Consider the following 15,048-nt stretch of genomic DNA (forward strand, 5'->3'; position numbering starts at 1 on the left):
GCTGTTGAACGACTTTTTCTGGACAAGATAAAGGATAAACGTGTCCGCGCAGCGAAGACAAACACGTAACATGTAACTCAAGACTTTCAGTCTGGGAGGAATGGAAATGAATCAAAGGAATCTGGATGGTAACAGCATTATTATTCGACTGGAAATGACAACTAAGGATATCAAGTTTGGCGAAGTGGCTTCGGCCATCTCGGAAGCAGGGGGAGACATCATTGCCATCGACGTGATTTCCACCAATCAGGATGTAAGCGTGCGCGACTTGACGGTCGCAGTTACAGATGCACAAGATAACAGTAAAATTATAGAAGGGGTGCGCCAGCTCAAAGGTGTGTCCATTATTAATGTATCGGATCGGACGTTCCTGCTTCATCTGGGCGGTAAGATCGAAGTAACACCAAAGACCCCGATTCAAAACCGGGAAGATCTGTCACGTGTGTACACTCCGGATGTGGCTCGTGTCTGTTCAGCCATTTCAGAAGAACCCGGCAAAGCCTTCTCATTGACAATTAAACGGAATACAGTAGCCGTCGTATCTGATGGCAGTGCGGTACTTGGACTGGGCAACATTGGTCCCCGTGCAGCGATGCCTGTCATGGAAGGTAAAGCGATGTTATTCAAACAGTTTGCTGGTGTGGATGCTTTCCCAATCTGCCTGGACACACAGGATACCGAGGAAATCATACGTACTGTGAAAGCGATATCACCTGGTTTTGGCGGCATTAATCTGGAGGATATCTCGTCACCGCGTTGTTTCGAAATTGAACGTCGTCTGAATGAGGAATTGGACATTCCTGTATTTCATGATGACCAGCATGGCACAGCGGTTGTGTTATATGCTGGTCTGATCAATGCGCTCAAACTGGTGGGCAAGTCCATTGAAGATGTTAAGATTGTGGTCTGTGGCATCGGTGCAGCAGGTGTAGCGTGCAGCAATATATTATTGTCCGCGGGGGCCAGCCGGCTTATAGGTGTCGATCGTGAGGGTGCAATTGTACGGACACAAACCTATGAGAATGAAGTCTGGAGTGATTATGCAGCTCGTACTAATCCCGAACTGGAGACTGGTTCGCTGCGTGATGTCATTCGTGGAGCCGATGTGTTCATTGGCCTATCCCGCGGGAATCTGTTAACTCGCGAAGATGTACAGACCATGGCAGAAGATCCAATCGTGTTTGCAATGGCAAACCCGGTGCCTGAGATTATGCCTGCCTTGGTGGAAGACATTGTGGCTGTAATGGCAACAGGACGATCCGATTATCCGAATCAGATTAACAATGTGTTATGTTTCCCGGGCATCTTCAGGGCAGTTTTGGATTGCCGAGCCACCGAAATTAATGAAGAAATGAAGCTGGCAGCCGCGCAAGCGATTGCTTCGGCCATTACGGACGAAGAGCGTACACGTTATTACATTATTCCGAGTGTGTTCAATGATAAAGTAGTCAAATCGATGCGCAGTCGCGTAATAGAAGCAGCTATTAAGACGGGTGTAGCTCGACGTATTCCTCGTGAACAGGCCCGTGAAGGCGGGGAATCGTAAGATGTCAGAGAACCCTCTTCAACCTGGTGGGAATCTGCAAGAATTAGGGCACATGCATAATATAGATGGAATAACGGCAGGAGAGGCTGTTCTGCGCGCCGCCCGATCCTTTGTTCAAGGGGACTCATCCAAGCATAGTGATGGCCATGACTGGCCGCACATTGAACGGGTAACCGCACTTGCGGTTGAACTCGCTCACCGTATGGGTGCAGATCCATTTGTCTGCGAACTGGCTGCATTATTACATGATGTACCGGATGAGAAGCTGAATGAGAGCTTGGAAGCCGGGATGGCCAAACTGAATGACTGGCTGGATACCCAGCCTCTTGACCCGGATATACGTAATAAGGTTGTGGGTATTATTAGCACCATCTCATATGCGGGAGGACAGCGTCCTGCGGTCAGCTCGCTTGAAGCACAGGTTGTACAGGATGCGGATCGACTGGATGCATTGGGTGCGATTGGGATCGCGCGAACCTTTGCCTTTTCAGGCGCCAGAGGGCGCGAGATGTACGATCCGTCCCTTCCCCCACGGGAGCAGATGACCCGTGAGGAATATCGCAATGGGCGCAGCACAACGATAAATCACTTTTACGAGAAGTTGTTCAAGCTCAAGGATCTGATGAATACCTCCTATGGCAAGGAGCTGGCGGAACAGCGTCATGATTATATGGTGCAGTTTGTGGACCAGTTCAAAAGGGAATGGGAGGGCAGGGACCGTTAGGCAGGCATAATAAGCATGAGCATTCCACAGAGGTATCATAAGTAACAGAGGCGAATCTTTGAAGTGGTGAAAATCCATTTTGAAGATTTGCTTCTTTTTGGGTTAATAATGTGTATTAACATACATAAAGGAATCAATTTCATAATACCTCTGACTTATGACATGGCAACGGAAGACCTTACATGGTACAATAAATCGTTCTCCTGAATGAATTCAGGCAAAAAAAGAAATATGGGGTAATAATGAACATGATTATCAAATGTAAAATTTCAGGTTCGGTAAAGAGGAGGGGTCACCACCATGTCGTTTGGTGCGCGTGTACTTAAGACGGGGATCGCGGTCACGCTTGCCTTGTACCTAAGCAGCCTGTTCTTGAACCCGCAATCTCCCGTGCCTGCCGCAATCGCGGCTATATTCGCCATGCAGCCTTCCATCTATCGTTCCTGGAAATACTTCCTGGATCAATTGCAAACGACCACGCTGGGAGCTATTGTCGCCCTGGTGGGGGGCATGGTGTTGTCCAATGAGCCAATCGCCGTTGGATTAATTATTGTACTTGTCATCATGATCTGTCTTAAATTGAATATGGGTGAGACGGTTGGCCTGACACTGGTCACGGTTGTATCCATTATGGAAGCCTCGGGTGATTGGCATTTTGCACTCAATCGTTTTCTGTTGACATTGGTTGGTATTGTATCGGCGTTTCTCATCAACATTACGGTATTTCCTCCGAAACCGAAAGTTCAGTTCGTGAAGCAGATCCATAGTGTATTCAGCGGTATGTCGTTGCTTCTGCGAACTTCGATCTCGGACGAGATCAAGGAAGTTGTATTCCGGGAGGAGAAAAGCAACCTGGGCGGTTCCATTAAGTCTTTGTCCGACAAGTATAACTTGTTCGAAGAGGAACAGAAAAAGATGAAACGTTCGAAATTCAGCGAAACTCGTCAGATGGTGGTCTACAAACAAATGCTGCTGAGTTTGCAAAAAGGGTATGAGGTGCTGGATTCGGTGGAACGCCACTATTTCCAGGCACCGCGGACAACGGCCATGGATCAGTTTTTTGACTCACATCTTGAACTGGTTATCAAATTCCATGAGCATGCACTGCTCAAGTTCGAGGATAAGCTGAAACCTAATGGGGAAGAGGCCGCACAGTTTGTATTGGATAATGACCGTTTCATGGAGCAGGCGATCACCCAGTTTGATATCGACAAGGAAGGGATGTTACGATTGTCCATCGTGGCTGCTGCCATTTATGATTATGGATATCAGTTGGAACGTCTAAATCGACTTGCCGAACATGTGCATAGCGCCAGTGAAGACAAAGAATCGCAGGACAAAATTTTGAATTGGCTTAAGTGGCCTTAGGCATGATTCGTAATCAAAAGTAGACTTTTTGAACAACCTCTCTACGTGCGAATTGCGTACCTGCTTGGGGATCATATACAATGTAGTTACAACATAGCCCGGACAATCGTGTCCGGGTTGTTTTGTCATACATACGGCTGAAGGGCATGAATGAACATTAACGAACTGAGGGATAGAGACATGATTATAGAGGAATTGGACGCTGAACTAATGGAATGGTTGAGTGGGACAAATCTGGGGCATAAACAGCATGAAGCCATGCAACTGCTGACTGTATCTGAGGATCAGTGGCCGCATCAGGCGATGATCAGTATGGGGGAAGTGATTGCGATAAATCCGCATCAGCTTAGACTGGCTCTATGGCCAGGTACACAGACCAGTATGAACATGAGCAAAACAGGCAAGGCTACCTTGATTGCGGTTCAAGGACATCGATTGTTGCATATCCGTATAGAAGTAGAACGGCTGCCTGAGATGAAGGGGGCTGTTCATCCGAGAGATCGTTTTGAAGCACAAGTGCTCCAGGTACGTGTGGATCACGCGCCATATGCGGAGATCACTTCAGGAATAACCTTTCAATTAAAAGATGAACTTGGAGCAATTACACGCTGGAAAGAGACGATTGAAGAATTACGAAAGTAGGCAGGAGTAGCTAAGTCAGTTGAGGACCCGGTGATTGGGTAATAATGAAGAAGAAAACAACAAAAAACGCCTCCGCTTGCATCGGGACGTTGTCACTGGTACAATAAAAAATGGTTTTCAGAAAATTAGAACTAATTAACATATAATTAAAATGTTTACTTTCTAATAATTATACCATTGCCTTTTCGGGCTTGTCAAATGGGATTTTGAGGACACAATCCGGGGAAAGAGGGGCTATTAACATATGAGTACAGATCAGCAATGGAATGTGGAACAACAACGGGTCAACACCGTGACCGATCAGATTGAACGCAAGATCTCAACGCTGGAAGATGAAGTTGGTTCCTTCCGTGACGAAGTGGTTGGCATGAGAAAAGACTTCTGGGACGAAGTCACGATGAACTTTAGCGAAGCGGACGATGTCGGAGAGACATCAACCAGCATGCGGCAGCAGTCACAGGTACTATCCGATCGGGAGCGCAGCCATCTAAATACAGCGGCTGCATTGGACAAAATGAAACGACTGCATCACTCACCATATTTTGGCCGCATTGATTTCAAGGAAGACGGGTATCCAAATGCAGAACGCATTTATCTGGGTATTGCATCGTTGCTGGATGAGAAGGAAGAATCCTTTCTGGTTTACGACTGGCGTGCACCGATCTCCAACCTGTATTATGACGGGGCGCCGGGTCCAATCACGTATCATACACCCAGTGGGGAGATCAGCGGTGATATAGAGATGAAGCGACAGTTTGTCATTCGGGATGGTCGTATCCGGTTTATGTTTGACACAGGGGTCACGATTGGTGATGAGTTGTTGCAGGCCGTGCTCAGTCGAACTTCGGATGCACAGATGAAGAGTATTGTAGCGACCATTCAGAAGGAGCAAAACCGGATTATTCGTAATGACCGGACACGTATGCTCATTGTGCAAGGCGCAGCCGGCAGTGGCAAAACATCCGCGGCGCTCCAGCGTGTGGCATATCTTCTTTATAAATACCGCGAGCATCTGCAAGCGGATCAGATGGTTCTTTTTTCACCAAATCCAATGTTCAACAGTTATGTCTCCACGGTACTGCCTGAGCTTGGGGAGGAAAACATGTTGCAAACGACCTTCCAGGAGTATCTGGAGCGCCGTTTGGGTCGTGAATATCAACTGGAAGATCCGTTTATTCAACTCGAATATGTACTTACGGGGACGGAAGATCCCGATTACGATGTTCGGATGTCCAGCATTCGCTTCAAGTCGTCCGAAACGTTCCTCAAGGTGATTACACGTTATAAGGAAAGTATGTTGTCAGGTGGCATGAAATTCAAGCCGGTTCGCTTCCAGGGCCGAGCGATTGTCACGTCAGAGGCTATGGCAGAGAAATTCTACAGCTTCGAGTCATCCGTTAAGCTGGTGAGTCGACTGGAGCTGTTACGGGACTGGATGCTGAAAGAACTGTCTGCCTTTGGTAAAGGTGAACTGGATGCGCCTTGGGTTGATCAGCAGCTTGATCTGATGGAGCCGGAGGATCTGCAACGTGCGTATCAACGGTTGAAGCGCAAGCAAAAAGGAAAGACCCATACGTTTAATGACTTCGAGCAGGAAAGAGGGATTCTGGCACGTATGGTGGTCAGTGACCGACTCAAACCGTTGCGAAAATGGATTAAGTCCTTACGATTCGTTGATATAAGACAATTATATGCACATCTATTCAACGATCAGGCTCAGATGGAACGATTACTGGGTGATGAAGCGCTGCCTGCTCAATGGGATGAAATCTGTAAGATGACTTTACGCAGATTGAAGCTTCAGGAGTTAGCATATGAAGATATTACGCCATACTTGTACTTGCGTGAGCTTATGCTTGGATTCCATATTAACTCGAATATTCGTCATGTCATTATTGATGAAGCCCAGGATTATTCTGCGTTTCAGTTGGCATTTATGAAGAGATTGTTCCCACGGGCGAAAATAACAGCACTTGGTGACTTTAATCAGGCAATCTATGCCCACTCTTCAGTACTTAGTGGAACAGGACCCTTGACTAACCTGTACGGACCAGACAACACGGAAGTCATTGAGCTGACCAGAAGTTATCGATCTACCCGGGAGATCGTGGAGTTTACACGTGGCATGGTGCCTGGTGGGGAAGAGATTATTCCATTTAACCGCAGCGGTGAGAAACCTAAAGTGATCGTTTCTTCTGATTCAGAGCGTCATATGAATGTCATCACGACAGACCTCAAGCACTTGATTAAGGAAGGGTACGAATCGGTTGCAGTTATCTGCAAAACCGCCGAAGAGAGCAGAGACGTACATGCTGCATTGAGTAAGGCGCTGCCCACAGCACCGAAGTTAATCAAGAAAACGACGCTGGCTTTTGAGCAGGGTGTTCATGTCATCCCAGCGTATCTGGCCAAAGGTGTGGAATTCGATGCTGTCCTGATCTATGACGGCTCTGCGGAGCAGTATGCTCAGGAGCATGAACGCAAGTTGTTCTATACGGCTTGCACACGAGCCATGCATCTGCTGCATGTTTACTGCGTGGGCACACCGAGTCCGTTCATTACCGCCCAGTCGGAAGAACAGTATGATCTTGGCAAGGTGTCTACTGCGCAAGTGGACTGACATAACACTTCATATGCATGAGGAAGGCTTCCGTTCAATGGAACGGGAGTTTTTCTGTATATGATACATATATCGGGAAGAAGCTAGCTTAGCGAGGGAATTATACGTAATGAGGTTACAGCCATATAGGTGATCGTATTGATAAAAATACCTAACGTGAATTCGTAAGGATTGGGTCCCGTGGATAAAAATGACTTGATAATTTGTATTCAAGGACAATGGATGTGATTTTTCTTTACACATGAGGTCCGGACTCATATAATCGTAACAATATATTTTTTTTGGATCGTTTATTAAAGGAGGCAACAAAATGAACAAATCATCTTTTGAACGGCCACTTATGGCCGATTGTGTACCGGATCTGGTCGCTACAGCACGGGGAGATTTGCCAGCGACTTTGGTCATTCGGGGAGGTACGCTGGTAAACGTGATATCGGGTGAGATTTTGCCTGAGATGTCCATAGCTGTACAGGGAGCTCGAATCGCTTATGTCGGTAAAGATGTGAGCCACACCATCGGAGAACATACCCGGATCATTGAAGCAAACGGTAAGTATATCGCTCCTGGTCTGCTGGATGGACACTGCCATATCGAAAGTACACAGATGAAAGTAACCGAGTTTGCGAGAGCGGTATTGCCTTCAGGCACGACCGGAGGTTTCTTTGACCCACATGAGATCTCCAACGTGCTTGGTCTGAAAGGTCTGAGACTGATGCTAGATGAAGCACGGACCACACCGATGGCAGCTTATATGCAGGTGGCTTCCTGTGTGCCTTCCACGCATCCAGGATTGGAGACAACAGGTGCTTATATCGGGCCTGAAGAGGTAGCTGAGGCTCTTTCCTGGGGTCCGGACATGATTGGTCTTGGTGAAGTGATGAACTTCCCTGGAGTGGTCTATGGGGATGAGACGATGATTGGTGAGATACAGGCAACGCTCCGGGCAGGTAAAGTGGCAGACGGTCATTTCACCTGGGCTGCAGATGACTGGCGTCTGCCAGCCTACGCAGCGAGTGGAGTTACAGGGGATCATGAATGTGTGACCAAGGAAGATGTGGTTGAACGTCTGCGACTCGGAATGTACGCGAAGATGCGTCAAGGTTCGGCATGGCATGATGTGGCTGAGACGATCAAAGCCTGCACTGAGCTTGGTCTGGATACACGCCGGATGATGCTGGTGACTGATGATCGAAGTTCTGAATCCTTGCTCAAAGAAGGGCATATGGATTTTGTTGTTCGTCTCGCAATCTCCCAAGGGGTGAAGCCGGTTACGGCTTTCCAGATGGCAACCATTAACACGGCTGAGCGCTTTGGTGTTGCGCGCGACATTGGTGCGGTCATTCCGGGCAATATAGCCGATATTATTCTGCTGGACGGTCGGTTGGCGGATGTACGTGTAGGCATGACGATTGCTGCCGGGCAAGTTGTAGCGGAGAATGGGAAAATGACGGCGGTCTGGGACAGCTTCACCTACCCGGAGGAAGCGCTGAACACGGTGAAGTTAGAAGCTAATATTCAGCCAGAAGATCTGGAGTTGGCTGCGCCGATTGCAGAGGGGACGATTGGCGCCAAAATCATTCATGTGACAGAGAACCATGTGGATACAAAGGAGAAACACCTGCCTGTTACTGTAGAGAACGGCAAGGTTGTGGTTTCAACTTCAGGGGAAGTATGTAAAATTGCGGTATTGGAGCGTCACAAACAAACCGGGAATCGGGCGGTAGCGCTTGTAGGAGGCATCGGCTTCACATCACCTGCAGCGATTGCGATGACGGTTGCTCATGATAGTCACAACCTGTTGATTATCGGTAATGATGATGCGCTAATGGCTGAAGCCGGTAATCGCGTCATTCGTATGCAGGGCGGGGTGGCCGTGGTAACGGCAGCAGGGGTAACCGAATTCCCGCTGCGGATTGCAGGTTTGATGTCAACTGAATCTTTCGAAGTCGTTGCAGCCCAATCGGCAGCAGTCAGTGAAGCTTTACAGTCCGCAGGATGTACGTTGAATAATGCGTTCATGACGCTTTCGTTGCTCGCACTGGTTGTGATTCCAGAATTACGTTTGTCTGACAAGGGTCTTGTGCGGATTTCGGCAGAAGGTATTGAACTGGTGTCTCTTTTCGATGAAGTGGTTGACAATACACCGGTAGCTCCATCGGGAAATGAATGAACGGAAATGTCGACTAGACATCATTAAATAGGGTTTCATATAAAGCCGCCTTAGGGCGGTTTTTTGGTGTATTTTGAGAGAAAACGCTTTCTAGGTCTTCTGGAGCTTGGTGTACATATGGCAATAATGACTGAAGTCATGCTGGAATAAGGATTGAATTTGAAAATAATAAATAATTGTGACTTTTGAACTATACATACAGAACTACGAATTCCCGAAATATAGTTATATGATTCTTTCGTCGTAAGTCTTAAAGATGATATTGCATATAAAAGCAATACAAATTCGTCGTACCTAATAAGTATCCATTAAATGAATATGAAACGACACAATTTCATCCAGATTTGCACGTCAGAGCTGATAACTTCAGAGGGAGTGTACAAATATGAAAAGCAAAAGCGGTTACCGTTTTATCTTATTACTGAGTTGTTTGATCCTGTGTGCGAGTACAGCCTGTTCTTCCAAAGCCATTGCGGATGGTTCGGTCGACAGTTATGCAACGATTCATGGAGAGCTTGATGTGCCGGTGAGAGCGACTTGGGTGTGGGATACCACCCAGATCCGAAGTAATCCTCAAGAGGTGTTAAATTACGCTACAGCGAACAAGATCAATACGATCTATCTGCAGATGAACCGGGATATAAAGATTCCTGAGTATAAAAGCTTTATCCGCCAGGCGAGAGCCAAGAACATTGCAGTTGACGTCATGGATGGAAGATCAGCCTGGGGATTGACGGAAAGTCGGGAGCAGATTGCATCTTTCCTGGACTGGATCGAGGCATATCAGGCACAGGCGTTGTCCAATGAGAAATTTGCTGGTATTCATCTGGATATTGAGCCACATGTGCACCCGCAGTGGAAAATCAATCAGGCCAGTGTGATTACCCAGTGGCAAGGAAATGTGGAGTACATTGTTGAGCGAGCATCACGGATGAAGATGCCGGTAGCGGCTGATCTGCCTTTTTGGCTGGATAACTACAAAATTCCGGGTTCAACAATGGCCGTAAGCAGCTGGATGATTCGCAAGTTTGATTCCATCACCATTATGGCTTACCGCGATACAGCTGCTGCAATCTATAGTGTAGCGAAGGATGAACTTGCAGAAGCAGCTCTGCTTGGCAAGACGATCTCAATCGCCGTGGAAACAAAGCAAAGCAAGGAAGGTGACTTCATTACTTTTTATGAAGAGGGATCTGCTTATATGGAAGCACAATTAAAATTGGTCGAAAAAATGGCATCAGTACATGCGTCCTTTAACGGTTTCTCCGTACATGAGTACACTTCATGGAAGACGCTGAAAAAGTGAGACACTGTTAGCTTCAAAGCGTAAGGCTGATAGCAGCACATGAAATGAGTTCTAACCTGAGACAATGTGGCTCAGATCGTTACCTCACTCGTTCCCAGGAAAGTTGATAAAGAAGATAAAGAAGGTGTTTGCAGCTGAATGCTGTGAGCACCTTCTTCTTTTACACCCTTTTACACCTGAACCAGGGCAGACTCCATTCCTACGTTCTCATAGAACATTTTGCGATACTGTGAAGGTGTAGTGGCTTTATGCTTTTTAAATGTAGTGATGAAGTAGCTTAGATGCTCAAAACCCACATCCATGGCGATATCAACAATTTTGTGATCCGTATTCTCAAGCTGAACGCAGGCCTGTTGAACGCGGTAATAGTTAATGTAATCAACTGGGGTTTTCTGCACCATCTGTTTGAAGAAACGGCAGAAGTGTCCTTCGCTCATATTGGCTTCATCGGCCAGTTCTTTCAGCTTTAATGGTTCAGGATAACGTTTGTGGATGTACCCGAGCACGGATTTCAGGCGCTCTACCTTGTCATGACTCCCAGTAGCCACAGTGCCTTTGAGCGGAGCAGGTCTCATATGTTCGAACATTCGGGCAAATATGAGGTACAGGTACGCTTTTGTTGACATTTCACACGTTTCGGTTCGGGTGGCATGGTCTGCAAATATACGTTTCAGGAGATCCAAAATTTCTTGTCCCCAATTCTCATCTGCCTTGATATGACTGGGGGGAATCACCGTTTTGCGTATCAGTGGACCGATGAATTTCTCTTGGACCGTATCGAAGGTACGGCTGCCAAGCAGCTCGGGATTAAATACAATGGAAGAGAATACGCAGGGCACATCACTCTTCAGATACCCCGCATGAATCTCGCCTCTATTGATGAAAATCGCTTCTCCAGCTTGGACCTCAACAGTGTTCATATCGATCTGAAAGACGGCGCAGCCCTGGGTCACCATAGTGAACTCCATCTCATCATGCCAGTGGCAATCGAGAATGCTATCCCCGTTCAGTTGTTGAATATCTGGGTACACACTGACGGGATACATGGCATTGCCGTGAATCCGGTCTTCCCGTAATCGTTCACGTTCCATATCAGATTCTCCTTTTGTATCATTATTAATGTAATCGTTTCCATAGATTGGTGATGATGTTCAAGAATCGGATGTTTATTATCAAAATCGTGATATATTTGGTCAAAATAAGAGAAGAAATTCGTTATTAATATCAATATTATTATAATATAACCAAAGGGGGAAAGAAAACATGAAATTTACTGATGGATTCTGGATGACTCGTGAAGGGTACCAGATTCAAAACCCGACTGACATTCGTGATATTGTGCAAAAAGATAATTCTTTGACCGTATATGCGGCAACTAAATATATTCGCAGCAAAGGCGACACGTTGAACGGTACATTGCTGAAAGCAACGTACAGCTCACCAATGCCTAACGTTATTCGTGTAACCTTGAATCATCATAAAGGCGGAGTGAAAAAAGGGCCTGTATTTGAGCTTAACACACAAGAAGCTAACGTTGAGATCTCAAAAAATGAACAAGGCGCAGTTTTGAAAAGCGGCAACCTGGAAGTTCAAATCGACAAAACAAACGGTTGGGACGTTAGCTTCCTATATGGAGGAAAACGCATTACAGGTAGCGGTCAAAGAGCTGCCGGTTATATTACAGGTCCAAGCAAGGAAGCGTACTTCCGGGAGCAGCTTGATCTAGGTATTGGTGAATACGTTTACGGACTAGGTGAGCGCTTCACACCGTTTGTTAAGAATGGTCAAATCGTCGATACCTGGAATGAGGACGGCGGTACAAGCAGTGAGCAGTCCTATAAAAACATTCCGTTTTATTTGTCCAATAAAGGATATGGCGTATTTGTAAACCATCCTGAACGCGTATCGTATGAGATTGCATCCGAGAATGTATCTAAAGTTCAGTTCAGCGTAGAAGGCGAGACGTTGGAGTACTTCATTATCGGCGGTGACAATCCAAAGGATGTACTTGATAATTATACGAAATTAACAGGTAAACCAGCGCTTCCACCGGCATGGACTTTTGGTCTGTGGCTGACAACGTCATTCACAACGGATTACGACGAAGCAACGGTTAATCATTTCGTAGATGGCATGGCTGAACGTGATCTTCCGTTGTCTGTATTCCATTTTGACTGCTTCTGGATGAAGGAATACCAATGGTCTGATTTTGTATGGGATGAAGCGATGTTCCCGGATCCAGAAGGCATGCTTGCACGTCTGAAAGAGAAGGGCCTTAAAATCTGTGCTTGGATCAATCCATATATTGCAGAAAAGTCCTACTTGTTTGATGAAGGTATGGAGAACGGTTATCTGGTGAAAACAGCGGATGGCAGCGTATGGCAATGGGATATGTGGCAAGCAGGTATGGCTCTGGTTGACTTCACGAATCCGGATGCTGTGAACTGGTATAAGAGCAAGCTGGAAGTCCTGCTGGATCAAGGTGTAGATTCCTTCAAGACTGACTTTGGTGAAAGAATTCCGACAGATGTTGTGTACTTCGATGGTTCTGATCCGGTTAAAATGCACAACTATTATACACAGCTCTATAACAAAGCTGTATTTGAATTGCTCGAAGAGAAGATTGGCAAAAACGAAGCTGCCCTGTTTGCACGCTCTGCAACAGCAGGTGGGCAACAGTTCCCGGTTCACTGGGGTGGTGACTGCTCTTCCACGTATGAATCCATGGCTGAATCACTTCGTGGTGGCCTCTCACTGGGGCTTTCCGGTTTCGGATTCTGGAGCCATGATATCAGTGGTTTTGAAAGCACAGCGAGCCCTGATGTCTACAAACGTTGGGTACAATTCGGACTGTTATCTTCACACAGTCGCCTGCACGGAAGCACTTCGTATCGTGTGCCTTGGCTGTTTGACGAGGAATCCGTGGACGTTGTTCGTGACTTTACCAAACTCAAAATCAGCCTGATGCCGTACCTGTACAATTCTGCGGTGGAGTCGACGGTAAAAGGTATTCCGATGATGCGCGCTATGCTGCTGGACTTCCCAGAGGACCCAACAACATACAGCCTGGATACGCAATATATGTTTGGTGATTCAATTCTGGTGGCTCCAATCTTCAATAAGGAAGGCGATGTGCGCTACTACCTGCCTGAAGGAACTTGGACGAACTATCTGACAGGAGCGAAAGTACAAGGTGGACGCTGGATCAGTGAAAATCATGACTTCAAAACACTGCCAATGATGATTAAGCCAAACAGTCTGATCGCTGTGGGTGCTGTGGATAGTAAACCGGATTACGACTTTGCAAATGATGTGTCCCTGCACTTGTTCGAACTGGCTGATGGTCAAACGGCTCAAGCTGTCGTTGTGAACCAAGCTGCTGAACAGGAGCTGACAGTTAACGTTACACGTAATGGATCAGTGCTGGATGTTCGTGCTGAAGGTGCAGGTAAACCTTGGAACATCGTGCTTCGCGGTATTGAAAGTGTATCCAGCGTTGAAGGTGGTTCCCAAGTGTCTGGTGCAAATGGTGTTGTTGTTACAGCAGCAACAGGCGCAAACGCGCTTACAATCCAACTGTAAAATGATATAGTAAAAGAAAAGGACGGTGCCGAAAGGTGCCGTCTGTTTGTCTACGATGATAGGAGATTGAATGAAATGAGTACAATGAATTCTGGTTTGCACTGCACGATATCAGCAGAGATGCTGCATCATCTGGTAGAAATTAATTTTGGAAGCGATACCAAAGTGAAGGAGTTTGGTCTCCTGCAAGGTGGACTTTTTAATACAACCTATCGGATTCACCTTGAGCATACATCCTATACGGATGTGATTTTACGTTTGGCTCCAGAGCGGGGTGAGATGACGGCTGGTTCTGCGAGTGATCCCCTATTTTCGTTTGAACGTACGATGATGGCGGCTGAACCGATTGTGTATGAATATTACCGTAACGCAGGTATTCCTGCTCCCAACATTATCGCTTGTGATGACAGCGGATCGATCATTCCAAGAACGTACATGTTTATGGAGTTTATCCCGAGTAAGCAGCTCGATCACGCATCGATTTCAGATATAAACAAAGAGCGATTGTACCATCAGCTTGGCGCCTATACCGCCATCATGCATCAGATCGAGGGTACATCGTTTGGCTGGCCGCAGGGGGATGGGACGATTAAAGGATCGGATCAATGGTCCGAGGTGCTGCACTCTTTTGCAGAAGAAACGGCACTTAAAGCGGCACAAGTCAATTATATGTCAGGTGTGGGAGAAGAGATCGTTGCTATTTTCATCAAAAATAAAGACTTATTTGATCAAGTGACCCGTCCGGTACTCGTTCATAATGACCTGTGGGAAGCAAATGTACTTGTTCATCAGGTAAATGGTGAGCTAAACATTGCGGCCATCATCGACGGAGATCGTTCCATGTTTGCCGACAGGGAGTTTGAAGCCATATTGTCGTCAGAATCAGCGGCTTTTCATGAAGGATATGATCGTCCACTGGACTCATCCGCTGAAGGACAGGCACGCAGGCTTGCCTATCGAATACTGTCTTCGTATTTTAATGCCTACGTTCATGAACATCAGGTTAATCAACCTGAAGATGGTCAGAAGTATCGCCAGCGCACGCTGGATTTACTGCAGCAATGGAAGCAACTTGGACTTAACTAATTCG

Annotated in this window: 10 protein-coding genes; 9 read left to right on the forward strand and 1 reads right to left on the reverse strand. The window is 46.6% G+C overall.

The window, feature by feature from the left end:
* The first annotated feature begins 106 nt into the window (after positions 1-106).
* From MHH92_RS10425 to MHH92_RS10455, 7 genes are all read left to right on the forward strand, one after another.
* Positions 107-1,546: an NAD-dependent malic enzyme gene (locus MHH92_RS10425; RefSeq protein ID WP_074094504.1), complete on the forward strand. Its 1,440-nt coding sequence runs from the start codon at positions 107-109 to the stop codon at positions 1,544-1,546.
* A gap of 52 nt (positions 1,547-1,598) precedes the next feature.
* Entirely contained in the window at positions 1,599-2,270 is a 672-nt protein-coding gene (locus MHH92_RS10430) for an HD domain-containing protein (protein ID WP_340907658.1), read from the forward strand.
* Between the two features lie 300 nt (positions 2,271-2,570).
* Positions 2,571-3,638: an FUSC family protein gene (locus tag MHH92_RS10435; protein WP_017689291.1), complete on the forward strand. Its 1,068-nt coding sequence runs from the start codon at positions 2,571-2,573 to the stop codon at positions 3,636-3,638.
* Between the two features lie 150 nt (positions 3,639-3,788).
* Positions 3,789-4,280 carry a pyridoxamine 5'-phosphate oxidase family protein gene (locus MHH92_RS10440; RefSeq protein ID WP_340903585.1) on the forward strand — a complete coding sequence of 164 codons (492 nt, stop codon included), beginning with the start codon at positions 3,789-3,791 and terminating at the stop codon, positions 4,278-4,280.
* A gap of 244 nt (positions 4,281-4,524) precedes the next feature.
* Positions 4,525-6,900: an RNA polymerase recycling motor HelD gene (gene helD / locus MHH92_RS10445; RefSeq protein ID WP_340903588.1), complete on the forward strand. Its 2,376-nt coding sequence runs from the start codon at positions 4,525-4,527 to the stop codon at positions 6,898-6,900.
* 310 nt (positions 6,901-7,210) lie between these two features.
* On the forward strand, positions 7,211-9,070 hold the full coding sequence (locus tag MHH92_RS10450; RefSeq protein WP_076318462.1) for an adenine deaminase: 1,860 nt from the start codon (positions 7,211-7,213) through the stop codon (positions 9,068-9,070).
* 385 nt (positions 9,071-9,455) lie between these two features.
* Positions 9,456-10,376 (forward strand): hypothetical protein, encoded by a 921-nt coding sequence (locus MHH92_RS10455; RefSeq protein WP_076318463.1) that lies wholly within the window; start codon positions 9,456-9,458, stop codon positions 10,374-10,376.
* A gap of 170 nt (positions 10,377-10,546) precedes the next feature.
* On the opposite strand, the gene MHH92_RS10460 is transcribed toward MHH92_RS10455, so the two are convergent.
* Positions 10,547-11,467: an AraC family transcriptional regulator gene (locus MHH92_RS10460; RefSeq protein ID WP_340903590.1), complete on the reverse strand. Its 921-nt coding sequence runs from the start codon at positions 11,465-11,467 to the stop codon at positions 10,547-10,549.
* Between the two features lie 172 nt (positions 11,468-11,639).
* Between MHH92_RS10460 and yicI the strand changes: the two genes are divergently transcribed.
* Both yicI and MHH92_RS10470 read left to right on the forward strand, forming a co-directional pair.
* Entirely contained in the window at positions 11,640-13,958 is a 2,319-nt protein-coding gene (gene yicI / locus MHH92_RS10465; RefSeq protein WP_076318465.1) for an alpha-xylosidase, read from the forward strand.
* A 75-nt stretch (positions 13,959-14,033) separates the two neighbouring features.
* Positions 14,034-15,044 (forward strand): phosphotransferase family protein, encoded by a 1,011-nt coding sequence (locus MHH92_RS10470; RefSeq protein ID WP_340903591.1) that lies wholly within the window; start codon positions 14,034-14,036, stop codon positions 15,042-15,044.
* Positions 15,045-15,048 lie beyond the last annotated feature (4 nt).

The sequence above is a fragment of the Paenibacillus sp. FSL M7-1414 genome (assembly GCF_038003195.1).
Classification (GTDB): Bacteria; Bacillota; Bacilli; order Paenibacillales; family Paenibacillaceae; genus Paenibacillus; species Paenibacillus amylolyticus.

Excerpts from the sequence above, each read along its gene's own strand:
- MHH92_RS10425 (WP_074094504.1), top strand. The coding sequence starts at position 107 with ATGAATCAAAGGAATCTGGATGGTAACAGCATTATTATTCGACTGGAA.
- MHH92_RS10430 (WP_340907658.1), top strand. The coding sequence starts at position 1,599 with ATGCATAATATAGATGGAATAACGGCAGGAGAGGCTGTTCTGCGCGCC.
- MHH92_RS10435 (WP_017689291.1), top strand. The coding sequence starts at position 2,571 with ATGTCGTTTGGTGCGCGTGTACTTAAGACGGGGATCGCGGTCACGCTT.
- MHH92_RS10440 (WP_340903585.1), top strand. The coding sequence starts at position 3,789 with ATGAACATTAACGAACTGAGGGATAGAGACATGATTATAGAGGAATTG.
- helD (WP_340903588.1), top strand. The coding sequence starts at position 4,525 with ATGAGTACAGATCAGCAATGGAATGTGGAACAACAACGGGTCAACACC.
- MHH92_RS10450 (WP_076318462.1), top strand. The coding sequence starts at position 7,211 with ATGAACAAATCATCTTTTGAACGGCCACTTATGGCCGATTGTGTACCG.
- MHH92_RS10455 (WP_076318463.1), top strand. The coding sequence starts at position 9,456 with ATGAAAAGCAAAAGCGGTTACCGTTTTATCTTATTACTGAGTTGTTTG.
- MHH92_RS10460 (WP_340903590.1), bottom strand. The coding sequence starts at position 11,467 with ATGGAACGTGAACGATTACGGGAAGACCGGATTCACGGCAATGCCATG.
- yicI (WP_076318465.1), top strand. The coding sequence starts at position 11,640 with ATGAAATTTACTGATGGATTCTGGATGACTCGTGAAGGGTACCAGATT.
- MHH92_RS10470 (WP_340903591.1), top strand. The coding sequence starts at position 14,034 with ATGAGTACAATGAATTCTGGTTTGCACTGCACGATATCAGCAGAGATG.